This is a genomic window from Pseudomonas sp. ATCC 43928, assembly GCF_005938665.2.
In the GTDB taxonomy this organism is placed as follows: domain Bacteria; phylum Pseudomonadota; class Gammaproteobacteria; order Pseudomonadales; family Pseudomonadaceae; genus Aquipseudomonas.
On sequence record NZ_CP041753.1, the window covers coordinates 2,726,115 to 2,748,799 of the forward strand.

Consider the following 22,685-nt stretch of genomic DNA (forward strand, 5'->3'; position numbering starts at 1 on the left):
TAATCACCGACCATGACCGAGATTTGAACATGACCGACACCGCCCATTTCCCGCTCTCCGCCGTGGTCGGCGCCGATGACTTGAAGCTCGCCCTGTACCTGACCGCCATCGACCCGAAAATCGGTGGTGTGCTGATCGAAGGCCCGCGCGGCATGGCCAAGTCGACCCTGGCCCGAGGCCTGGCGGACCTGCTGGCCAGCGGTCAATTCGTTACCTTGCCCCTGGGCGCCACTGAAGAACGGCTGGTCGGCACCCTCGATCTCGACGCGGCCTTGAGCGAAGGGCGCGCACAGTTTTCTCCGGGTGTATTGGCCAAGGCCGACGGCGGCGTGCTCTACGTCGATGAAGTGAACTTGCTGCCCGATCACCTCGTGGACCTGCTGCTCGACGTGGCCGCCAGCGGCACCAACCTGATCGAGCGCGACGGGATTTCCCATCGGCATTCGGCGAAGTTTGTGCTGATCGGCACCATGAACCCGGAAGAGGGCGAACTGCGCCCACAACTGCTCGACCGCTTTGGCCTGAACGTCGCCCTCAGTGGCCATACCGCACCCGCCGAGCGCGGCCAGATCATCCGTCGTCGACTGGATTTCGACAGCGATCCGCAAGGGTTCTGCGCCGAGTGGGAAAGTCAGCAACACGCCCTGCGCGAGCGTTGCCAGAAGGCGCGTGCGGCCTTGGCGAGTATCCCGCTCGACGATGCTGCACTGGCGCAGATCACCGAGCGCTGCTTTGCTGCCGGCGTCGATGGCTTGCGGGCCGATCTGGTCTGGCTGCGCGCGGCGCGGGCACATGCGGCCTGGCGCGGTGCGAACGCCATTGCCGAAGAGGATATCGACGCGGTCGCCGAATTTGCCTTGCGTCATCGTCGTCGGGAGCATTCGACCTCTGCGCCGCAAAACTCCCAAGCGCCACAGCAATCCCCTGCGCAAACCCCCAACCCGAACGAAGGTCAGGGCCAGTGGGGCGAAATGCCCGCCCAGGCGCTGCCGGTCGGTGCTCGACGTGAAGTGCCGAGCTGGCCAAAAAAGCCCTAGGCATTCGCCCTCGATCAGACGCGGGGGCGAATGCCAGACCCCGCGCAGGCCGGCTGGATCACGGTAAACAGGGCAAGCGTCACGCCGCCCGTAGCGGATCGGTCAACTGGCCCGGCACCTTGCTCAATGGCCGACCGCGTCAACGCGATGACCTATTGTTCCATCTGCGGACCCGCACCCCGCATGAACTGTGGCTGGTGATCGTCGATGCCTCGGCTTCGACCCGGCGCCATCAGGCGTTGAGCGATGCCAAGGGCTTGCTGGCGCAACTGTTCGACGATGCCTATCGCCAGCGCGCACGCCTGGCTTTGCTGACCGCCAGCGGTCACTTGCCGAAGTGGCAGGTGCAGGGGTTGAAAGCTTCTGCGGGCTTACGCGATTGGCTCGAGGGATTGGGCGCCGGCGGCGGGACGCCGATGCTGGCGGCGCTGGGCGAGGCGGGGCACTGGCTGGTGGCACGGCAAAAGCGTTTTCAGGCCGAACAGCAGCGGCTGTTGCTAGTGACGGATGGACGGTTGAAGGAATGGTCGACATTGCCGGAGCTGGATTGTCCGGGGTTGCTGATCGACATCGAGCGCGGGCCGATTCGGCTCGGGCGGGCAAAGGTGTTGGCAGCGCAGTTACAGGTTGATTATCGACATATCGATGAGCTGATTTCAGGTTGAGTTTTGTGCTGACAGTGCTGGCCCCATCGCATCGCTGCCCTATGCTCTGTAAGCAAACCCATCACAGGAGTGACCCATGCGCGTTCTAGCCCGCAACGATCAGGACGATTTCCGCGTCAAAGCCTACGCTGGCACCAACGGTGTGCTGCTGGCCATCGACCTGGCCGAACCCCGCCGCAAAGGCCTGTTGGGGTTTGCCATCGAAAAACAGCAAGGTGACAAACCCTGGTTGTTTCTGTTCAACAGCCTGACCTTCCCCGGCAAGGATCATACATTCCCTCAGTTTCACGCCACCCCCAGCGATGCCGCGCCTTTGCAGAAATTTCGCTGGGCCGATTACGCGGTCAATCCGGGTGTGACGATCCATTATCGGGTTCACCTGGCCTATGGCACTGCCGATACGCCACAGTTGGGTGAAAGCCTGGAAGTGACGGTCACCACGGACAATGGCCTGCCCAAGGGGCAGAACGTGATATTCAACCGAGCAGTGGCTGCCAGTCAGGCGTTCCAGCGCAAATTCGCCGACCTCGATGCGCTGCTCAGCGTCAACAAGACACTGCCCATCGAAGAATGGCCCGATGCGCCGCGGCAATGGCTGGAAAATGGTCTGCTCGCACGCCTGCTCGGGTTTATCGAACGTGCCGTGGATGGCCAGTGGGCGCTGGACATCGCGATCTATGAATACCAGCTGCAGGCGATCGTCGATGCGGTGAACGCCGCCTTCGAGCGTGGCGTAAAGGTTCGGGTCCTGTATCACGCCCAACCTGGCGAAGACACCACGGCGCTGAACGAAGCCAGCCTGGAAAAAATCCCGGCGGCGAACAAACGCGGGCGAGTCACCCACAATATCTTTCACGATAAGTTCATGGTCCTGAGCCGGCTCGATGCGGCGGGGCAGCATCAGCCCGAAGCGGTACTCTGCGGCAGTACCAACTTCACTGCCAACGGCGTCTACCGTCAGGCCAACGTCGTGCATGTGCTGGACGACGCTCGGATCGGCGCCACTTACCTGCAAACCTTCGAGCAGGTCTGGGCCACACCGACGGACGTCGGCGCCACGCGGGACTGGCTCACGGAACACAATCCGATGCAGCCTGACCAGCCGCTGTTCGCCGGTTTTTCACCGCGCTCGGGCGAGGGCGACTTGAGTGAGTTCATCAAGATCATCAACGCCGCCAAAAAAGACCTGCTGTTTGTCACCGCATTCACCTTGCCGGACAAAATACTCAACGCGCTGCTCGGCCAACCCCACGACGACATCTTGCGTTACGGCCTGCAAAACACGGTCAGCAACATCACCGGTTTCCATGCCGACCGCACCGCCGAATTCGCCGCCACCGCGCTGCTCAACACCGGCCTGGAGGGCTGGCTCAAGGAAAACATGAAAGGCCAGAAGGGCAACCTGCTGGTGCACACCAAAGCCATCGTCGTCGACTTCACCAGCGATTCACCGACCATCATCAGCGGCAGCCACAACCTCAGTGACGCGGCCAGCAACGGCAATGACGAAAACTACCTGATCATCCGTGGCGACACCGACCTGGCCGATCGTTACGGGCTGGAACTGCTGCGCTTCTACGAACATTACCGGTTCCGCTACTTCGCAAAGAAACTGCAACTCAAGCAGGTCCGGCCGTTGGCGGCGGATGACAGCTGGACCGATGACTATTACCGCGAGGGCGACCTGCGGATGTTGTCGCGGCTGCGTTTTTCCGGACGATAAACACACCGGCGGGCACTTTTTGTAGCAGCTGCCGAGCAGCGCAAGGCTGCTGCTACAGGTCAGTTATTTGCCCATTGCATTACTCATCAAACGTGCATTCAACCGCTCCCGTGCCCGAGGCGCAGTGCATAAAGTGCTGAGGGTTCTCTGCAACCACGGCAAGTCGTGGCGGGGTTTGTGGGCAATCTGTTTGGGCCTGAGCTTGCCGATGTGCTTTTTGAAATGTTCTTCCAGGGTTTCCGGGGTGCCTATGCCCTTGAGCTTCGTCAGCAGCTTCCCCTCCTCGTAGAACAGCAAAGTGGGTGTGCCTTTGACTTCCGGATGCCGAGGGGACTTGCTCGTATCCAGCATATAGATGCACGCATGATCTTTGTACTTCTCGGCAATGGCCCGGAAAACCGGTCCGGCCCATTCGCAGGCGGGACAGTGGTCGTTGCCGAAATACAGAATCACCGGGCGCCAAGTGTTGAGCGCTTTGCGGTAGGCCGGATCCAATGACTGGGTGGACATCGAACTCATTGAAATCTCCTTTTCAAAGACTATCGAAGGCCCTTTGACGTTAAAGGAGGCGAGCGGGTGGGTCTACTGTCAGAAATTACAGGTGTGCTCTGCTTCTTTTTGACCTGCAATGCACCGCAATGTGACTCAACCACACACAGCCTGTAGCCAACGGTAGCGTTCAGCCAGCTGTCTTTTCGTAACACTTTCTTCGCGCCTGTGCGCATCCATTTGATTCAAAACACTTTTCAAATCCTCCGAGATTCTGGCCACATCCTGTGGCACACTTTCTGCTGTCTATTCCGTTGTTACATACCAAGTTCCGGTATAGCGGAATAAACACAGCCCTGGAGTGCTTGCCATGCATCGTCGACTTTCCTTGTTTAAAGCGTGTGTTTTCGTACTCGCGGCTTCGGCCGCTGCCGTGGGTGTCGCTCAAGCGGCAGACAGCAAGCTCGACAGCGTGCTGGCCCGTGGGAAATTGATCGTGGGCACGGGCAGTACCAACGCGCCGTGGCACTTCCAGGGAGCCGACGGCAAGTTGCAGGGTTTTGATATCGATATCGCGCGGATGGTGGCCAAGGGGTTGTTCAACGACCCGAGCAAGGTCGAGTTCGTGGTGCAGTCGTCCGATGCGCGGATTCCGAACCTGCTGACCGACAAGGTCGATATGAGTTGCCAGTTCATCACCGTGACCGCCAGCCGGGCCCAACAGGTCGCGTTCACGCTGCCGTACTACCGTGAAGGTGTTGGCCTGTTGCTGCCGGCCAACAGCAAGTACAAGGAAATCGAAGACCTCAGGGCCGCCGCCGACGGCGTGACCGTGGCGGTGCTGCAGAACGTGTACGCCGAAGAACTGGTGCATCAGGCGCTGCCCAAGGCCAAGGTCGATCAGTACGACAGCGTGGATCTGATGTATCAGGCGGTGAACTCCGGCCGTGCCGACGCGGCGGCCACCGATCAGTCGTCGGTGAAATACCTGATGGTGCAGAACCCAGGCCGTTATCGCAGCCCGACCTACGCCTGGAGCCCGCAGACCTACGCCTGTGCGGTCAAACGCGGCGATCAGGATTGGCTGAACTTCGTCAACACCGTGCTGCATGAAGGCATGACCGGCGTTGAATTCCCGACTTACGCGGCATCGTTCAAGCAGTGGTTCGGTGTCGACCTGCCTACACCTGCAATCGGTTTCCCAGTCGAATTCAAATGATCCCGTGAGAGCGGGGCGGTGATACATCGCCCCGCTCAAGGTACTGCTGACCATGAACTATCAGTTGAATTTTGCCGCCGTGTGGCGCGACTTCGACACCTTGCTGGCGGGGCTCGGTCTGGGTCTTGAGCTGGCGCTGGTGTCGATCGCCATCGGCTGCGTGATCGGCCTGCTGATGGCGTTTGCTTTGCTGTCGAAGCACCGCGCATTGCGGGGGCTGGCGTCGGTGTATGTGACGGTGATCCGTAATACGCCGATTCTGGTGTTGATTCTGTTGATCTACTTCGCGTTGCCGAGTCTGGGCATTCGTCTGGACAAGATCCCCTCGTTCATCATCACCCTGTCGCTGTATGCCGGGGCGTACCTGACTGAAGTGTTTCGTGGCGGGCTGTTGAGCATTCCCAAGGGGCTACGTGAAGCCGGGTTGGCGATCGGCTTGGGCGAGTGGCAGGTCAAGGCGTACATCACCGTGCCGGTGATGCTGCGCAATGTGCTGCCGGCGCTGTCGAACAACTTCATTTCGCTGTTCAAGGACACCTCGCTGGCGGCGGCGATTGCCGTGCCGGAGCTGACCTATTACGCGCGCAAGATCAATGTCGAGAGCTACCGGGTGATCGAAACCTGGCTGGTGACCACAGCGCTCTATGTTGCGGCCTGTTACCTCATTGCCATGATGCTGCGTTACCTCGAGCAGCGTCTGGCGATTCGCCGTTAGGAGGCCCCATGTACGAATCCCCCAGTTGGTTGCATGAGTTATGGGTGGCCCGGGATGTCCTGTGGCAGGGCTTCCTGACAAGTGTGCAGTGCTCGGGCCTGGCAATTTTGCTGGGTACGCTGGTTGGCATCGTCGCCGGCCTGGTACTCACCTACGGCACGTTCTGGATGCGCGCGCCGTTCCGGTTCTACGTCGACATCATTCGCGGCACGCCGGTGTTTGTATTGGTACTGGCCTGCTTTTACATGGCGCCGGCACTGGGCTGGCAAATCAGCGCCTTCGGGGCAGGCACTTTGGGCCTGACGCTGTTTTGCGGTTCCCATGTCGCCGAGATCGTGCGCGGTGCGTTGCAAGCGCTGCCCAGCGGTCAGATGGAAGCGAGCAAGGCCATCGGCCTGACGTTTTACCAGGCGCTGGGTTATGTGTTGTTGCCCCAGGCGTTGCGGCAGATCTTGCCGACCTGGGTCAACTCGTCCACCGAGATCGTCAAGGCGTCGACCTTGTTGTCGGTGATCGGCGTCGCCGAGCTGCTGCTCAGTACTCAACAGATCATCGCCCGGACCTTCATGACCCTGGAGTTTTACCTGTTCGCCGGATTGCTGTTTTTCGTCATCAACTACGCCATCGAATTACTCGGCCGGCACATTGAAAAGCGGGTGGCCTTGCCATGACACAAGCTCAAGTTTCGACCCAGAATCAGGCGCTGCTGGACATCCGCGGCCTGCACAAACAATACGGCCCGCTCGAAGTGCTCAAGGGTGTCGACCTGACTATGCAGCGCGGCAATGTGGTCACGTTGATCGGCTCCAGCGGCTCGGGCAAGACCACGCTGCTGCGCTGCGTGAACATGCTCGAAGAGTTCCAGGGCGGGCAGATTCTGCTCGACGGTGAATCCATCGGCTATGACGAGGTCAACGGCAAGCGCGTGCGCCACCCGGAAAAAGTCATCGCCCGCCATCGCGCCATGACCGGCATGGCCTTCCAGCAATTCAATCTGTTCCCGCACCTCACTGCGTTGCAGAACGTCACCCTCGGTTTGCTCAAGGTAAAAAAGTTGCACAAGGACGAGGCGGTAGCGCTGGCGGAGAAATGGCTGGAGCGGGTCGGCCTGCTGGAGCGCCGCGATCATTACCCCGGTCAGTTGTCCGGTGGTCAGCAACAGCGCGTGGCGATTGCCCGGGCGATTGCGATGAACCCGAGTTTGATGCTGTTCGATGAAGTCACCTCGGCCCTCGATCCGGAACTGGTGGGCGAAGTGCTGAACGTGATCAAGGGCCTGGCCGAGGATGGCATGACCATGTTGCTGGTGACCCACGAAATGCGTTTTGCCTTCGAGGTCTCGGACAAGATCGTGTTCATGAATCAGGGGCGGATCGAAGAGCAGGGGCCGCCCAAGGAACTGTTCGAGCGCCCGCAGTCGCCGCGACTGGCGGAATTTCTCAAGAGCACCCGCTTTTAAGCCTTCACTTTTTAATCAGGAGAAACACCCATGAGCATTACTCGTTACGGCACCGGCAGCACCGCCGGTGGCGGCCAGCCCCGTCCTTTTGCCCGCGCCGTCGAAGCCGATGGCTGGCTGCACGTGTCCGGCCAAGTGCCGGCGGTGGATGGTGAAATCATCGTGGGCGGGATTGTCGAGCAGACTCACCAAACCATGAAAAACCTGATCGCGATTCTGGAAGAGGCCGGTTACGGGCTTGAAGACGTGGTGCGCACGGGCGTGTGGCTGGAAGACCCGCGGGACTTCTGGAGTTTCAACAAGGTGTTTTCCGAGTACTTCAAAAGCGAACACGCCCCGGCCCGGGCCTGCGTGCAGGCGAACATGATGGTCGATTGCAAGGTCGAGATTGATTGCATCGCGTACAAGAAAAAGGTCTGAACCGCAGTGAATTCTTCGCGGGCAAGCCTCGCTCCTACAAACGGCGAAATCCTGTAGGAGCGAGGCTTGCCCGCGAAGGCGGCCTTCTGGGTAAACTCCCGGCACTTTGAATGGGACCACTGAAATGACCGAAGACACCATCAAGCGCCGGGCTCGCGGTCTGGACCGGGCGTTCGACATCCTCGACTTCCTCAAGGAAATCGGCCAGCCCCTGCGCCCGAACGAAATCGCCAGCGGCATCGGCAGCCCGAAATCCACGATCTATGAACTGGTAGCGTCCTTATTGGAGCGGCGCATCCTCGAACCCGTGGGCAAGGAAGGTCACGTTTACCTCGGTCGTCAGCTGTACTTCCTCGGGCAGGCGCATTTGCGTCATTTCGACCTGTCCCGCGAGGCCGATCACGCCTTGCAGGAAATCGTCAGCCAGACCCGCGAAACCGCGCAGATGTGTCTGCTCAACGGGCGCAAATACACCGTGGCATTGATGAAAGAGGGGGAGCGGCATTTCCGCATTTCCTCGGACATCGGCGAAAACGCGCCGATCCCCTGGACCGCTTCCGGGCGCCTGCTGCTGGCGCACCTGAGCGATCAGCAAATTGTCGATTTGATCGACCCCGACGACTTCATCCTGCCCGACGGCAAACGCCTGCCACTGGAGCAGTTTCTTGAGGAAATCCGCCAGGCCGCCATCGACGGATTCTTTTCCTTCGACAGCGTCGCCGACACCTTTACCCATTGCTTCGCCGCCCCGGTCAAAGACCCGAGCGGCGTGGCCATCGCGACCCTGTGCATCGTCGCCCCACGGGCCGATGCGAAGAACAATTACAACGACTATCGCCGGGTGCTGATCGACAGCGCCAACAGCCTCGCCCGGCGTATCAACGAATAACAGCGGCTGCCTGCGGCCGTGTGTGAGGAGATCGACCATGTCTACTGCCATCAATACCGCCGCCGTGGAAAAGGGCGCTGCCCAGACCGGCGCCAACCTGGTGCGGGACGTCAGTCTGCCGGCGCTGGTGCTGCACCGCGACGCGCTGGAACACAACATTCGCTGGATGCAGGACTTCGTCAGCCACAGCGGCGCGGAACTGGCACCTCACGGTAAAACCAGCATGACCCCGGCGCTGTTTCGTCGCCAACTGGACGCCGGTGCCTGGGGCATCACCCTGGCCAGCGCCACGCAAACCCGCGCGGCTTACGCCCATGGCGTGCGCCGGGTGCTGATGGCCAATCAACTGGTTGGCACGCCGAACATGGCACTGATCGCCGACCTGCTGGCTGACCCGACTTTCGATTTCTATTGCATGGTCGATCACCCGGATAACGTCGCCGACCTCGGCGCGTTTTTCGCCTCGCGGGGCGTGCGCCTGAACGTGATGATCGAGTACGGAGTGGTCGGCGGTCGTTGCGGTTGCCGCACCGAAGCCGAAGTGCTGGCACTGGCCAAGGCTATCAACGCTCAACCGGCGTTGGCGCTGACCGGCATCGAGGGCTATGAAGGGGTGATTCACGGTGATCATGCGGTGAGCGGCATCCGCGAGTTCGCCGCCTCCCTGGTGCGTCTGGCGGTGCAACTGCAGGACAGCGGCGCGTTCGCGATTGTCAAGCCGATCATCACTGCGTCGGGGTCGGCCTGGTACGACCTGATCGCCGAGTCGTTCGAAGCGCAGAATGCCGGCGGGCGTTTCCTCAGCGTGCTGCGCCCCGGCAGTTACGTGGCCCACGACCATGGCATCTACAAAGAAGCGCAATGTTGCGTGCTCGACCGTCGCAGCGACCTGCACGAAGGTTTGCGCCCGGCGCTGGAAGTCTGGGCGCATGTGCAGTCGTTGCCCGAACCGGGTTTTGCGGTGATCGCCCTGGGCAAGCGCGACGTGGCCTACGACGCCGGTTTGCCGGTGCCGTTGCTGCGTTACAAGGCCGGCGTGGTGCCGGCGACCGGCGATGATGTGAGTGCCTGCAAGGTGACGGCGGTGATGGACCAGCACGCATTCATGACCGTGGCGCCGGGAGTTGAGTTGCGGGTGGGCGATATCATTTCGTTCGGGACTTCGCACCCGTGTTTGACGTTCGACAAGTGGCGTATCGGGTGTCTGGTGGATGAGCAGCTGAATGTCATCGAAACCATGGAAACCTGTTTCTAAGAGCCCCCACAACATGAACAACATCAGCCCTCTGGGCCCCAACATCCCGCGCATCGCCCTGATCGGCGAGTGCATGATCGAACTGCAGCAGCGCGCCGACGGCTCCCTGCAACAAAGCTTCGGCGGCGATACCCTGAACACCGCGGTCTATCTGGCCCGTGAACTGGGCGATGGCGGCATGGTGGATTACGTCACTGCCCTGGGTGACGACAGTTTCAGTGATGCGATGTGCCAGAGCTGGGCCAGCGAACACATCGGCCTGGGCATGGTCCAGCGTTTGCCCGGTCGCTTGCCCGGTCTGTATTGCATCCAGACCGACGCGGCCGGCGAGCGGCGTTTTCTCTACTGGCGCAATGAAGCGGCCGTGCGCGATTGCTTTACCACCCCGGCGGCCGCGCCGATCCTGGCAGCGCTGCCGGATTACGACGTGCTGTATTTCAGCGGCATCACCCTGGCGGTGCTCGGTGAACAGGGCCGGGAGAAACTGCTGGACACCCTGATCGAAGCCCGACAGCGGGATGCGCGGATCGTGTTCGACAACAATTATCGACCACGCCTATGGGCTTCGGTCGAGGACGCACGAGCGGCTTATCGCGAAGTGTTGCCCTATGTCGACCTGGCGTTGCTGACGGTTGATGACGAGCAGGCGCTGTTCCAGTTTTCCGATTGCGCGGCGGTGTTTGCCGCTTACGAGCAGATGGGCACGCCCGAAGTGGTGCTCAAGCGCGGTGCCGAGGCGTGTCTGATTCGCTGTGACGGCGAGTCGTTCGAAGTGCCGGCGCAAGTGGTCGAACGGGTGGTGGACACCACGGCGGCGGGAGATTCGTTCAGCGCGGCGTATCTGGCTTGCCGCCTCAAGGGTGGGAGCCCGGTCGAGGCTGCTGAAGCGGGGCATCGCTTGGCGAGTCGGGTGATTCAAGTGCCGGGGGCACTGATCCCCAAAGATTGAAATGCAATCTTTGGGGATGCTGTGATTTTTTTGGCAAGCCTCACCCTGTACATCGAGCCAATCGATCAGTCCCGGTAAAACACCTGCACCAGGTGATACCCGAACTTGCTCTTGATCGGCCCATGCACCACTCGCAGCGGTTTTTTGAAGATCACCGCATCGATTGCCCCGACCATTTGCCCGGGCCGCACTTCGCCAAGATCGCCACCGCGTTTGCCGGACGGGCAGGTGGAGTATTTCTTGGCCAGCACATCGAAGGCTTCGCCCTTGGCGATGCGTTGTTTGAGCTGCTCGGCTTCTTCCGAGGTTTTCACCAGAATATGGCGGGCTTGGGCTTTCATGGGCAGTACCTTGCAACGGTGGTGGCTATGTTGGTGCCAGCGTGGGGCGCGCGATTATGCCTCAACTCAGCCGGCTTGGCCGATCATCGTGCGAATCTTGTTGGCCAACAGGTCCATGGAAAAGGGTTTGGCCACCATGTCCATGCCCGCCTCCAGGAAACCCTGGCGTTCGGCGGCTTTCTCGGCATAACCGGTAATAAACAGCACTTTGAGTTCCGGGCGGTGCTGACGTGCGATTTCCGCCAGTTGCCGACCGTTCATGCCCGGCAGCCCGACGTCGGTCACCAGCAGATCGACCCGCAGGTCGGACTCCAGCAACGGCAGGGCGCTATTGGCATCTTCGGCTTCATGGGCGTGGTAACCCAACTCTTTGAGCAGGTCGAGCACCAGCATGCGCACCGCCGGATCGTCTTCCACCAACACCACGGTTTCACCGGCAACCGCTGGCGGTGCTTCGCCGGTGGCCGGCAGCTGAGCGTGTTCCGGCAGGGCGACGTGCAACCGTGGCAAATACAGGCGAACGCTGGTGCCCTGGCCCGGCCGGCTGTGCAGGCTGACGTGCCCGCCCGACTGCTGGGCGAAACCATAGATCATCGACAACCCAAGGCCGGTGCCCTGGCCGATGGGTTTGGTGGTGAAGAACGGATCGAAGGCCTTGGCCAGTACTGATGGGGTCATGCCGGCACCGTTGTCGCTGACGGCAATCATCAGGTAATCCCCGGCCCTGACTGGCTCCAGCGGAGTGACGTCGCTGCCGTCGAGGTGAACATTGGCGGTTTCGATCAACAACTCACCGCCATCGGGCATCGCATCCCGGGCGTTGATCACGAGGTTGAGCAAGGCGTTTTCCAGTTGGCTGACATCGGTACTGACCGGCCAGACCTCATCGGCCAGCTTCAGTTTGAGCTCGATGTGATCGCCCTTGGTCCGGCTGAGCAAGTCTTCCAGGGAATGCACCAGCTGGTTGGCGTCCAGTGGCCTGCGATCCAGTGACTGACGCCTTGAGAATGCCAGCAACCGATGGGTCAGGGCGGCGGCGCGATGGGCCGAGGACACCGCCGCTTCGGTGAAGCGACCGATCTCGGCCGCGCGCCCATCGGCGATGTAGCGCTGCATCAAATCGAGGCTGCCGATGATCCCGGTGAGCATGTTGTTGAAGTCATGGGCGATGCCGCCGGTGAGCTGGCCGACCGCTTCCATTTTCTGCGCATGCCGCAAGGCGTCTTCGGCACGCTCACGCTCGAACATCTCGTTCTGCAGTCGCTGGTTGGCTTCGGCCAGTTGTTGGGTGCGAGCGCTCACGCGTTCTTCCAGGGTTTCGTTGAGGTTGCGCAGCGCCTCTTCAGTCTGTTTGCGCTCGGTCTCGTCGATCACGAAGATGTAGAAACCATTCACCGCGCCGTCTGCGCCGTGGCGTGGCAGGTAGTTCATCAGGGCCTGGCGGGTGCTGCCATCGCGGTGATCGGCGCTGATGCTGAAACAACAGGTCTTGCCTTTCAGCGCCTCGGCGATGTATTCGGCGCGCAGGGCATAGGCTTCATCGCCGAGCACTTCACGAATGGTGCGGCCGTAAAGCTCCTGGGGCGTCAGGCCATACCATTCCAGATAGGCGGCATTGTTCAGGCGAAAGCGCTCTTCGCGGTCCACATAACTGATCAGGATCGGCATCGCGTTGATGATCAGTTGCAGCTCGGTCTGGCTTTGGCGCAAGGCCTGTTCGATGTGTTTGCGTTCGGTCAGGTCCAGCGCGGCGCCGAGAAAGCGGATCGGCCGGCCATGGTGGTCCTTGTAGCAACGACCCCGGGCAAACACCCAGCGCAACTGGCCATCGGCTTGCAGCAAGCGATATTCCTCGGCGTACTCGCTGCCATGGGTGATGCAGTGCTTGATGCTGCGGGCGATCATGGCGCGGTCTTCCGGGTGCACGCCGTGGAGGTATTCGCTGATCGGCAACTGGTTGGCCATGGCCGGATCGACGCCATGCAATTGCGCGAAGTGCGCATCGGCAATGAAACGGTCTTCGCCAATGTCCCAGTCCCAGGTGCCGACGGCATCGGTGGCGGCCAGTGCCAGTTGCAGGCGCTGCTCGGTTTCTTGCTGGGCCTTGAGGCTGGCGGCAGAGCGTTGTTCCAGTTCGAGGGCGATGCGGCGACGTTCGTTGGTTTCGATGGCCGTGACCAGAATCCCGGCAACCTCGGCGCTTTCGTTGCGAATGGGGCTGTAGGTCAAATCCAGCCAGAAGTCAGAATCCCGACCGTCGCGTTGCAAGGTGAAGCGCTGTTCGCTGTAGGTCCGCACCTGGCCCTGTAGGACGGCGCTGTAAATCGGGTCGGTAAAGTCTTTGAGTTCCGGCCAGATCTGGTGCGTCGGTTGTCCGAAAGCGTGAGGGTGTTTGCTGCCGGCGAGGAAGGCGAAGCCGTCGTTGTAGATCTGGGTGAGCTGCGGGCCCCACAGCAATAGCATCGGCATTGGCGAGTGGATCACGATGTCCACCGCGGTGCGCAGGCTCTGCGGCCAGTTTTCGGCGGCGCCCAGCGGGTTGTTTGTCCAGTCCAGTCGGGCAATCAAGGCCTGGGCATCGCTGGCGGTCGGTGGTGCGTTCATCTACATGTCCTGCGCATGAGTCAGTGTGGCGGCGTCTACTATCCTTGCAAGGCGGTAGACGCTGGATGACCCGCATGGGGTCATTTTTTTCATTGAATGCTTCGCGGGTGCTTTTTGCCATGGAAATCGATGCACTGTTGCAGATTCTGGCCAGCCGCCATGGCTCCGATCTTTACCTGTCCACGGGCGCGCCACCCAGCGCGAAATTTGACGGTGTGCTCAAAGCCCTGACCGATCAACCGTTCAAGCCGGGAGAAGTGGCGGCCATTGCCGCGTCCATCATGGACGCCGAACAACGCCTGGAGTTCGATCGGGACCTGGAAATGAACCTGGCGCTTTCCCTGGCCGGGGTCGGGCGTTTCCGGCTCAATATCTTCAAGCAGCGTAATGATGTGTCCATCGTGGCGCGCAACATCAAGCTCGACATTCCACGCTTCGAAGACCTTAACTTGCCACCGGTGCTGCTTGAAACCGTGATGCTCAAACAAGGGCTGATGCTGTTTGTCGGTTCGACCGGCTCGGGCAAGTCGACCTCGCTGGCAGCGCTGATCGATTACCGCAACCGCCACAGCAGCGGTCATATCATCACTATCGAAGACCCGGTCGAGTTTATCCATCGGCACAAGAAGTCGATCGTCAATCAGCGCGAGGTCGGCGTCGATACCCGCAGTTTCCACGCTGCGCTGAAAAACACGTTGCGCCAGGCACCGGACGTTGTGTTGATCGGCGAAATCCGTGACCGCGAGACTATGGAACATGCGCTGGCGTTTGCCGATACCGGTCATCTGGTGATTTCCACGTTGCATGCGCACAACGCCAATCAGGCGCTGGATCGGGTGATCAATTTCTTTCCTGAAGAGCGCCGGGGGCAGTTGCTCAACGACCTGGGCAACAACCTCAAGGCGTTTGTGTCCCAGCGTCTGGTGCGTACCCGCGACGGGCAGCGCCGGGCGGCGGTGGAGGTGATGCTGGGCACACCAACCATCGGTGACCTGATCCGGCGCAATGAGTTTGGCGAACTCAAGGGGATCATGGAGAAGTCTTCAGAGGTGGGGATGCAGACGTTTGACGGGGCGCTGTTCGCGCTGTTTGCCGAGGGCGCAATCGATGAGGCAGAGGCGTTGAAACATGCTGATTCGGTGAACAATCTGCGCTTGCGCCTGAAAATGCACGCCGAGGCCACGCCTGGCCCCCATACGCCGCCGGGCGAATGGGGGTTGATGGACTGAAGGGGCCGACGCTGATCAAAAATGTGGGAGCGGGCTTGCTCCCACAGTAGATCTACGGCGTCAGTCGTTCAGTTCGGGGCGGTTTCGAAATTGCTCCAGGGCTTCGGGGTTGGCCAGTGCATCGGTGTTCTTCACCTTCTGGCCATGCACCACGTTGCGCACCGCCAGTTCGACCACCTTGCCGCTGATGGTCCGCGGAATGTCCGTCACCGCGACAATCTTCGCCGGCACATGCCGTGGCGTGGTGTTGGCGCGGATGACCTGGCGGATCTGTTGTTGCAGCGTTTCGTCCAGCTCGACGCCTTCGCGCAAGCGCACGAACAGCACCACTCGCACGTCATCCTGCCATTGCTGACCGATGGCGACGCTGTCCAGCACCTGCGGGACTTTCTCCACCTGACGGTAGATTTCCGCCGTGCCGATGCGTACGCCGCCGGGGTTGAGCACTGCGTCGGAGCGGCCGTGGATCAGCATGCCACCGTGGGGCAGTTGCTCGGCGTAATCGCCCTGGGCCCAGACGCCGGGGAACAGGCTGAAATACGAAGCGCGCAGCTTTTCCTGTTGCGGGTCGTTCCACAAGCCGATGGGCATGGCCGGAAAATGCCGGGTGCACACCAGTTCGCCTTTTTCACCGATCACAGGCTTGCCATCGTCGTTCCACACTTCGACCGCCATGCCCAGGCTCTTGCATTGCATCTCACCACGGCGCACCGGCAGGACCGGGTTGCCAATCACAAAGCACGAAACGATATCGGTACCACCGGACATCGAAGACAGGCACAGGTCGGATTTGAACGTGCGGTAGACGTAATCGAAGCTTTGCGGCGACAGCGCCGAGCCGGTAGACAGGATGGTTCTCAGGCTGCTCAGGTCATGACTTTCGCACGGCTTCAAGCCATTGCTTTCCAGCGCTGTGAGGAATTTCGGGCTGGTGCCGAAGACATTGAGGCGTTCGTCGTCGATCAGGTCGATCAGGCGCTCCGGCCCTGGATGAAACGGCGAGCCGTCGTACAGCACCACGGCGCTGCCGACGGCCAGCGCCGAGACCAGCCAATTCCACATCATCCAGCCGCAGGTGGTGTAGTAGAACAAACGGTCACCGGCACTGAGGTCGGTGTGCAGGCCATGTTCCTTGACGTGTTGCAGCAGCACGCCGCCGGTGCCGTGCACAATGCACTTCGGTACGCCGGTGGTGCCGCTGGAGTAGAGGATGTACAGCGGATGGGCGAAAGGCACGGGAACGAATTGCGGCTCGCCGCCCGGGTCGTAAAAATCGTCCCACAGCGTCACGTTGGCCTGGCAGCGGAAATCCTCGATGCGCGCTTGAGAACGCGCATAAGGCACAACAATCAATTGCTGCAAGGACGGCAACTGTCCGAGGATTTCATTGACCTTGGTGGTCTGGTCGATCTCTTTGCCGGCGTAGCGGTAACCGGCGCAGGTGATCAGCACTTTCGGTTCGATCTGGCCGAAGCGATCGATCACCCCGTGGGTGCCGAAGTCCGGTGAAGAACAGGACCAGATTGCACCCAGGCTGGTGGTGGCGAGCATGGCCACCAGGGTTTGCCAGGTGTTCGGCATGCACGCTGCCACGCGGTCGCCGAGGCCGACACCGGCGGCTTTCAGGCTATTTTCAAAACCGGCGACGTGGCTTGCCAGTTCGGCCCAGGTCAGCTGTTCCCGTTGGCCGTTTTCACCGATGGCGACCACGGCCACGGCATCGTCACGACGGCGCAGCAGGTGTTCGGCGAAGTTCAAGGTAGCGCCGGGGAACCACTGGGCGCTGGGCATTTGCGAGCCTTCGATCAGCACCGCGTCTGGCTGATCGTGAAAACGGATGTCAAAGAAATCGACGATGGCCTGCCAGAAGGCTTCCCGCTGGTCGATGCTCCATTGGTGCAGGGCAGGGTAGTCGGCGATTCCAAGGGTGTGTCGCTGATTGACGAAACGCCGGAAGGCCTCCATGCGGGACTTGCCGATGCGCTCGGTGCCGGGTTGCCAGAGGATGTCGGACATGGCTTGGCCTCTTCTTGTTTATGCATAACACACAGGCTTTTGTGGCGAGGGCGCTTGCTCCCGCTGGATAGCGCAGCTGTCCCAAACCTATTTACGGCTGCTTCGCAGCCGAACGGGGGCAAGCCCCCTCGCCACAGAACTCCCTCGCCACAGGGGCGGGCGGCAGGCTACTGCGCCAACCACCCACCATCTATATTCCACGCTGCGCCACGCACCTGGCTACCGGCTTCGCTGCATAAAAACAGCACCAACTCACCCAGCTGCGGCGGCGTCACGAATTCCAGGGAGGGCTGTTTCTCGGACAGCAAATCGTGTTGCGCCTGCTGCGGGTCAATCCCGGTCGCGGCGCGATCATCAATCTGCTTCTGCACCAGCGGCGTCAGCACCCAGCCTGGGCAAATGGCGTTGCAGGTAACGTTGGTGGTGGCGGTTTCCAGGCCGACCACTTTGGTCAGGCCGATCACGCCATGCTTGGCCGCGACATACGCCGCTTTACCCACCGAACCGACCTGGCCGTGCACCGAAGCGATGTTGATGATGCGTCCCCAGCCCTTGGTACGCATGCCCGGCAGGCTCAAGCGGGTGCTGTGGAACACCGACGACAGATTGATCGCAATAATCGAGTCCCAGCGCTCCACCGGAAAATCTTCCACCGCCGCCACGTGCTGGATGCCGGCGTTGTTGACCAGGATATCCACGCCGCCGAACTCACGCTCGGCGTACTCGATCATGTCGGCGATCTGTGCAGGGTCGCTGACATCGGCCGGGTGATGGCCGACCTTGCCGCCGAATTGTTCGACCTCAGCGATCACCGAGGACGCATCGCCGAAACCGTTGAGGATCAGGTTGGCGCCGGCCTTGGCCAGGCTCAGGGCGATCCCCAGACCGATGCCGCTGGTGGAACCGGTGACCAGTGCGGTCTTGCCCGAAAGAGTCGTCATGAATACCTCACACAATGCCAGTGGCGTAGAAAGTACCGATCACCACAAAAACAGCGAGTGTCTTGATCAGCGTAATACAGAAAATGTCTTTGTAGGCCTCGCGGTGGGTCAACCCGGTGACCGCCAGCAAGGTAATCACCGCGCCGTTGTGCGGCAGGGTGTCCATGCCGCCACTGGCCATCGCGGCGACCCGGTGCAGCACTTCCAGGGGAATATTGGCGGCGTGGGCAGCGCTGATGAAACTCTCGGACATCGCCGCCAAAGCGATGCTCATCCCGCCTGACGCCGAGCCGGTGATGCCGGCCAGCAAGGTCACAGTGATCGCTTCATTGACCAACGGGTTGGGAATGCTCTTGAGCCAGTCGGCCAGCACCAGAAAACCTGGCAACGAGGCGATCACCGCCCCGAAACCGTATTCCGACGCAGTGTTCATCGCTGCCAGCAATGCGCCGCTGACCGCACTTTTACTGCCTTCGGCCAACTTGCCACGAATCGCCTGAAAGCCGAACACCAGCACCATGACGATGCCGACCAGCAAGGCCGCCTGGACCGCCCAGATCGCCGTCAGCTTGGCGATGTCGGTGGTCACCGGGGCGGCCATGCCCGGCAGCGAAAGGCTGTGGGTCTTGCCGTACCACACAGGAATCCAGCGGGTGAACAGCAGGTTCATCAGGCCCACCAGCAACAGCGGCGACAGCGCGATCCACGGATTAGGCAGCTGGATGTCCGGTGCGGTTTCCGGCTCGTTGCGCAGTTCTGAGCCGTAACCTTCACCCGTGCGCTGGGCCTTGTTGCGCTGGCGCTGCAGAAACAGCATGCCGGCACAGAACACGAAAATCGTGCCGATCACACCCAGCCATGGCGCCGCCCAGGCGGTGGTGTTGAAGAAGGTGCTGGGGATGATGTTCTGGATCTGCGGCGTGCCAGGCAGGGCGTCCATGGTGAACGAGAACGCGCCGAGGGCGATGGTCGCCGGGATCAGGCGTTTGGGAATATTGCTCTGGCGGAACATCTCGGCGGCAAACGGGTACACCGCAAACACCACCACAAACAGCGACACACCGCCGTACGTGAGCAGGGCGCAGACCAGCACGATCACCAGCATCGCCTGACGGGTGCCGAGCAAGCGAATCGCCGCCGCAACGATGGAGCGGGAGAAGCCCGACAGCTCGATCAGCTTGCCGAACACCGCACCGAGCAGGAACACCGGGAAATACAGTTTGACGAAGCCGACCATCTTTTCCATGAACACCCCGGTGAAGACGGGGGCTACGGCGGAAGGGTCGGTGAACAGGACGGCGCCGAGGGCGGCGATCGGGGCAAAGAGGATAACGCTGTAGCCACGGTAAGCAGCCACCATCAGCAGCGCGAGGGCTGCCAAGGCAATGATCACACTCATGGTGTGTCTCTCCTGGATTGTTATTTTTGTAGGGTGAAGCTTGGTGGGAGGGCTATAGCGGGTTTCGTGCCAGATATCTAAGCTATTGAAATATAAGGAGATTATTTGTTTGTGAGGTGATTTTGGTGATTTTTGTCTCTGTATTGAGATTTTTGGCGATTGGGCTGACGCTTTCGCGGGCAAGCCTCGCTCCTACGGGAGTGTGGTTATCTACGAAATTGCACGACCTGTAGGAGCGAGGCTTGCCCGCGAAGAGGCGCTGTCTACCCATGGAGATCAATGTCTCTTTATAGAGACTCAGCAATCCCCAGCGCCGCCATCTTCTTGTACAGCGTCGACCGCCCCAGCCCCAACCGCGCCGCCGCTTCGATTACCTTCCCACCGCATTGCGCGAGGGTCGATTCAATCAACTGCCGATCAAACCGTTCGCGAGCCTCACTGAAGGTTTCATGGGTAATCGGCTCAATGGGCAGAGGCGCCGCACGCTCCACCGGGGTAAAGCTGCCAATCGCCGCGCGGATATCCGCCGCGTTCAGCATCAAGTCATCACTGAGCAACGCCGCCCGCTCCAGCACGTTGCGCAGTTCACGAATGTTCCCCGGCCAGGCGTGTTGCCCCAACAAATCCAGGGCTTCGCGGTTCAATTCGTGCTGGCTGCGCAGTTCCTCAAGGATCGCTTCACTGAGGGCCGGCAGGTCGTCGAGGCGATCACGCAGGGGCGGGACCTGGATCGGCAGCACGTTGAGGCGGTAATACAAGTCGGCGCGAAACTCGCCGCGTTTGATCGCCGCCACCAGATCGGTGGAGGTGGCGGCGATCACTCGCACATCACTCTGAATCACCTCGTTGGAGCCCACCGGTTCGAATTCCTTCTCCTGCAACACCCGCAGCAACTTGCTTTGCAGCGGCAGCGGCATGTCGCCGATTTCGTCGAGAAACAGCGTGCCGCCCTGGGCGATCTGCAGCTTGCCGGCGCGGCCCTTGCGATCGGCGCCGGTGAACGCACCGGGCGCGGTGCCGAAGAACTCGGCTTCCAGCAGCGACTCGGGAATCGCTGCGCTGTTGATGCTGACGAAGGCTTTATGTGCCCGGGGCGATGCGCCGTGGATCGCCTGGGCCAGCAGTTCCTTGCCGGTGCCGGTTTCACCGAGCAACAACACCGGCGACTCTGCACTGGCGCTGCGTCGGGCGCGGCGTTTGACTTCGAGGCTGGCGGCGCTGGTGCCGATGAAGTGCGCGAAGTTGTACTTGGTCTGTCGCGCCCGCAGCAGCGAGCGGGTGGACGCCAGTTCTTCCTGCATGCTCAGGTAGCGCTTGAGCATCGGCGACAGGCTGCGCAATTCGTCGAACAGGGCAAAACCGATGGCGCCGATCACCGCGCCGGCATCGTCGTGAATCGGCAGGCGCATCACCACCAGCGGTTCTTTGGGGGTGTCTTGCATGTCCAGCAGGATCGGCCGTCCGGTACGCACCACCTCGCGCAACAGGCTGCCGGGGATCACGCTTTCACAGGCCCTGCCGATGGCGCCTGCGGCCGACTCCAGGCCGAATCGCCGGGCATAGCGCTCGTTCATCCAGACAATATTCGCATCGCGGTCGACAATCACCGTGCCTTCGCTCGATTGCTCGATGATCTCGAACAGCGAGCGGATCGCCAGGGTGCGAACGCGCTGGTAGTCCTTGAGGCTTTCGGTGGTGTTCATCGGAGTGTCCATTTTTGGAAATCAAGATCAAAAGATCGCAGGGATTATGCCAACCCCGGATGCGCCGCCGCCAACAGCTCTTTGGTGTATGGGTGCTGCGGTGATTCGAACACCGTGTGGCTAGCGCCGCTTTCCACCACTTTGCCGTCCTTGATCACGATCATGTCGTGGGCCAGGGCACGCACCACCGCCAGGTCGTGGCTGATGAACAGGTAGGTCAGGCCATATTTCTCCTGAAGCTGGCGGAGCAGGGCGACCACTTGTTTTTGCACCGTGCGATCGAGGGCCGAGGTCGGTTCGTCGAGCAGGATCAACGCCGGTTTGAGCACCAGCGCGCGGGCAATGGCAATGCGTTGGCGCTGCCCGCCGGAAAATTCGTGCGGGTAGCGATGACGGCTTTGCGGATCGAGGCCGACTTCTTCCAGCACCCGGATGACCTGGGCTTCGCATTGGGCAGGGGTGGACTGGCTATGGACCTCAAGGCCTTCACTGATGATCTGCGCCACGGACATTCGCGGGCTGAGGCTGCCGAACGGGTCCTGGAACACCACCTGCATCTTCTTGCGCCATGGTCGCAGTTGCTTTTGCGTCAGGCCATCCAGCGCCTGCCCCTGAAAGCGAATGCTGCCTTCGGAATCAAGCAAGCGCAGGATCGCCTGACCGAGCGTGGACTTGCCTGAACCGGACTCACCGACGATGCCCAGGGTCTTGCCGCGCTGAACGTTCAGGCTGATGCCGTCCACTGCACGCAGGTACGTCTTACGCTGGAACAGCCCGCCACCGAGGGTGAACTGCACTTGCAGATTCTCCACTTCCAGCACGTTTTCACGCTCGTCCCGGGGCAGGGCTTCACCTTCCGGCTCGGCGTTCAGCAGCACACAGCTGTAAGGGTGTTTCGGCTCGGTGAACAGCGTTTCGCAAGGTGCCTGCTCGACGATTTCCCCAGCGTGCATCACGCACACCCGCTGGGCCATGCTGCGCACCAGATTGAGGTCGTGGCTGATCAGCAGCAGCGACATGCCAAGCTGCTGTTGCAGGGATTTGAGCAGCCGCAGGATCTTGCGCTGCACCGTCACATCCAGCGCGGTGGTCGGCTCGTCGGCGATCAGCAATTCCGGTTCGCAGGCCAGGGCCATGGCGATCATCACCCGTTGTCGCTGGCCGCCGGACAGTTGATGAGGGTAGGCCTTGAGCCGCTCTTCGGGCTTCTGGATGCCCACCAGTTGCAGTAATTCGAGAATCCGCGCTTGCGCCGCTTTGCCACCCAGCCCTTTGTGCAGCAGCAGGGTTTCGCCGATCTGTTTCTCGATGCTGTGCAGCGGATTGAGGGAGGTCATCGGCTCCTGGAATATGATCGCGATCCGGTTACCGCGCAGTTCGCGCAAGACGTTAGCGTCGGCGCCGATCAATTCCTGGCCGCGATAGCGAATGCTGCCGGTGGTTTGCGTACCGTTTTCTGGCAGCAGTTGCAGGATCGAGTGGGCGGTCACCGACTTGCCGGATCCGGACTCGCCGACCAGCGCCAGGCATTCGCCGGGGTGGATGTCCAGGCACAGGTTGCGCACCACAGTCTGGCCACTGAAGGCTACATTGAGGTCACGGATTTCGATCAGGTTGTCAGTCATATCACCA

20 protein-coding genes are annotated in these 22,685 nt (G+C 61.0%); 12 read left to right on the plus strand and 8 right to left on the minus strand.

Annotated features, from left to right (window positions below; all coding sequences use genetic code 11):
• Positions 1-29: 29 nt before the first annotated feature.
• The 3 genes from FFH90_RS12630 (at position 30) to FFH90_RS12640 (ending at position 3,425) form a co-directional block, all read left to right on the plus strand.
• Complete coding sequence (locus tag FFH90_RS12630; RefSeq protein WP_138867273.1) at positions 30-1,037, plus strand: ATP-binding protein; 1,008 nt, start codon at positions 30-32, stop codon at positions 1,035-1,037.
• Between the two features lie 119 nt (positions 1,038-1,156).
• Positions 1,157-1,702 carry a VWA domain-containing protein gene (locus FFH90_RS12635; RefSeq protein WP_138867274.1) on the plus strand — a complete coding sequence of 182 codons (546 nt, stop codon included), beginning with the start codon at positions 1,157-1,159 and terminating at the stop codon, positions 1,700-1,702.
• A 76-nt stretch (positions 1,703-1,778) separates the two neighbouring features.
• Positions 1,779-3,425, plus strand: coding sequence for a phospholipase D-like domain-containing protein (locus FFH90_RS12640; RefSeq protein WP_138867275.1), 1,647 nt, complete (start codon positions 1,779-1,781; stop codon positions 3,423-3,425).
• Positions 3,426-3,488: 63 nt separating this feature from the next.
• Here FFH90_RS12640 and FFH90_RS12645 read toward each other — a convergent pair whose 3' ends face one another.
• Positions 3,489-3,944, minus strand: coding sequence for a co-chaperone YbbN (locus FFH90_RS12645; protein ID WP_086946285.1), 456 nt, complete (start codon positions 3,942-3,944; stop codon positions 3,489-3,491).
• Between the two features lie 340 nt (positions 3,945-4,284).
• Between FFH90_RS12645 and FFH90_RS12650 the strand changes: the two genes are divergently transcribed.
• From FFH90_RS12650 to FFH90_RS12685, 8 genes are all read left to right on the plus strand, one after another.
• A complete protein-coding gene (locus tag FFH90_RS12650; protein WP_018927654.1) occupies positions 4,285-5,133 on the plus strand; it encodes a transporter substrate-binding domain-containing protein in 849 nt (282 codons plus the stop codon).
• Between the two features lie 52 nt (positions 5,134-5,185).
• Complete coding sequence (locus FFH90_RS12655) at positions 5,186-5,848, plus strand: amino acid ABC transporter permease (protein ID WP_018927655.1); 663 nt, start codon at positions 5,186-5,188, stop codon at positions 5,846-5,848.
• Between the two features lie 8 nt (positions 5,849-5,856).
• Positions 5,857-6,519, plus strand: coding sequence for an amino acid ABC transporter permease (locus tag FFH90_RS12660; protein WP_018927656.1), 663 nt, complete (start codon positions 5,857-5,859; stop codon positions 6,517-6,519).
• Complete coding sequence (locus FFH90_RS12665; RefSeq protein ID WP_018927657.1) at positions 6,516-7,307, plus strand: amino acid ABC transporter ATP-binding protein; 792 nt, start codon at positions 6,516-6,518, stop codon at positions 7,305-7,307. Before FFH90_RS12660 ends, FFH90_RS12665 begins: the two co-directional genes overlap by 4 nt.
• A 30-nt stretch (positions 7,308-7,337) precedes the next feature.
• Positions 7,338-7,727: a RidA family protein gene (locus FFH90_RS12670; protein WP_138867276.1), complete on the plus strand. Its 390-nt coding sequence runs from the start codon at positions 7,338-7,340 to the stop codon at positions 7,725-7,727.
• A gap of 124 nt (positions 7,728-7,851) precedes the next feature.
• Positions 7,852-8,616: an IclR family transcriptional regulator gene (locus FFH90_RS12675; protein ID WP_138867277.1), complete on the plus strand. Its 765-nt coding sequence runs from the start codon at positions 7,852-7,854 to the stop codon at positions 8,614-8,616.
• Between the two features lie 37 nt (positions 8,617-8,653).
• A complete protein-coding gene (locus FFH90_RS12680) occupies positions 8,654-9,871 on the plus strand; it encodes an amino acid deaminase (protein ID WP_138867278.1) in 1,218 nt (405 codons plus the stop codon).
• A 13-nt stretch (positions 9,872-9,884) separates the two neighbouring features.
• On the plus strand, positions 9,885-10,820 hold the full coding sequence (locus tag FFH90_RS12685; RefSeq protein WP_138867279.1) for a sugar kinase: 936 nt from the start codon (positions 9,885-9,887) through the stop codon (positions 10,818-10,820).
• A 65-nt stretch (positions 10,821-10,885) separates the two neighbouring features.
• On the opposite strand, the gene FFH90_RS12690 is transcribed toward FFH90_RS12685, so the two are convergent.
• Both FFH90_RS12690 and FFH90_RS12695 read right to left on the minus strand, forming a co-directional pair.
• Positions 10,886-11,161, minus strand: coding sequence for a peptidylprolyl isomerase (locus tag FFH90_RS12690; protein ID WP_007933743.1), 276 nt, complete (start codon positions 11,159-11,161; stop codon positions 10,886-10,888).
• Between the two features lie 66 nt (positions 11,162-11,227).
• On the minus strand, positions 11,228-13,765 hold the full coding sequence (locus FFH90_RS12695; protein ID WP_138867280.1) for a PAS domain S-box protein: 2,538 nt from the start codon (positions 13,763-13,765) through the stop codon (positions 11,228-11,230).
• A 119-nt stretch (positions 13,766-13,884) separates the two neighbouring features.
• On the opposite strand from FFH90_RS12695, the gene FFH90_RS12700 reads away from it, so the two are divergent.
• Positions 13,885-14,994, plus strand: coding sequence for a PilT/PilU family type 4a pilus ATPase (locus tag FFH90_RS12700; RefSeq protein WP_111454631.1), 1,110 nt, complete (start codon positions 13,885-13,887; stop codon positions 14,992-14,994).
• Between the two features lie 60 nt (positions 14,995-15,054).
• Here FFH90_RS12700 and FFH90_RS12705 read toward each other — a convergent pair whose 3' ends face one another.
• The 5 genes from FFH90_RS12705 to FFH90_RS12735 form a co-directional block, all read right to left on the minus strand.
• Positions 15,055-17,010 carry an acetoacetate--CoA ligase gene (locus FFH90_RS12705; RefSeq protein WP_138867281.1) on the minus strand — a complete coding sequence of 652 codons (1,956 nt, stop codon included), beginning with the start codon at positions 17,008-17,010 and terminating at the stop codon, positions 15,055-15,057.
• Positions 17,011-17,177: 167 nt separating this feature from the next.
• Positions 17,178-17,951 (minus strand): 3-hydroxybutyrate dehydrogenase, encoded by a 774-nt coding sequence (gene hbdH, locus FFH90_RS12715; RefSeq protein WP_138867282.1) that lies wholly within the window; start codon positions 17,949-17,951, stop codon positions 17,178-17,180.
• A gap of 7 nt (positions 17,952-17,958) precedes the next feature.
• Entirely contained in the window at positions 17,959-19,350 is a 1,392-nt protein-coding gene (locus FFH90_RS12720) for a GntP family permease (RefSeq protein WP_138867283.1), read from the minus strand.
• Positions 19,351-19,637: 287 nt separating this feature from the next.
• A complete protein-coding gene (locus tag FFH90_RS12730) occupies positions 19,638-21,053 on the minus strand; it encodes a sigma-54-dependent Fis family transcriptional regulator (protein ID WP_064617097.1) in 1,416 nt (471 codons plus the stop codon).
• A 44-nt stretch (positions 21,054-21,097) separates the two neighbouring features.
• Positions 21,098-22,678: an ABC transporter ATP-binding protein gene (locus tag FFH90_RS12735; protein ID WP_064617098.1), complete on the minus strand. Its 1,581-nt coding sequence runs from the start codon at positions 22,676-22,678 to the stop codon at positions 21,098-21,100.
• Positions 22,679-22,685: the final 7 nt, after the last annotated feature.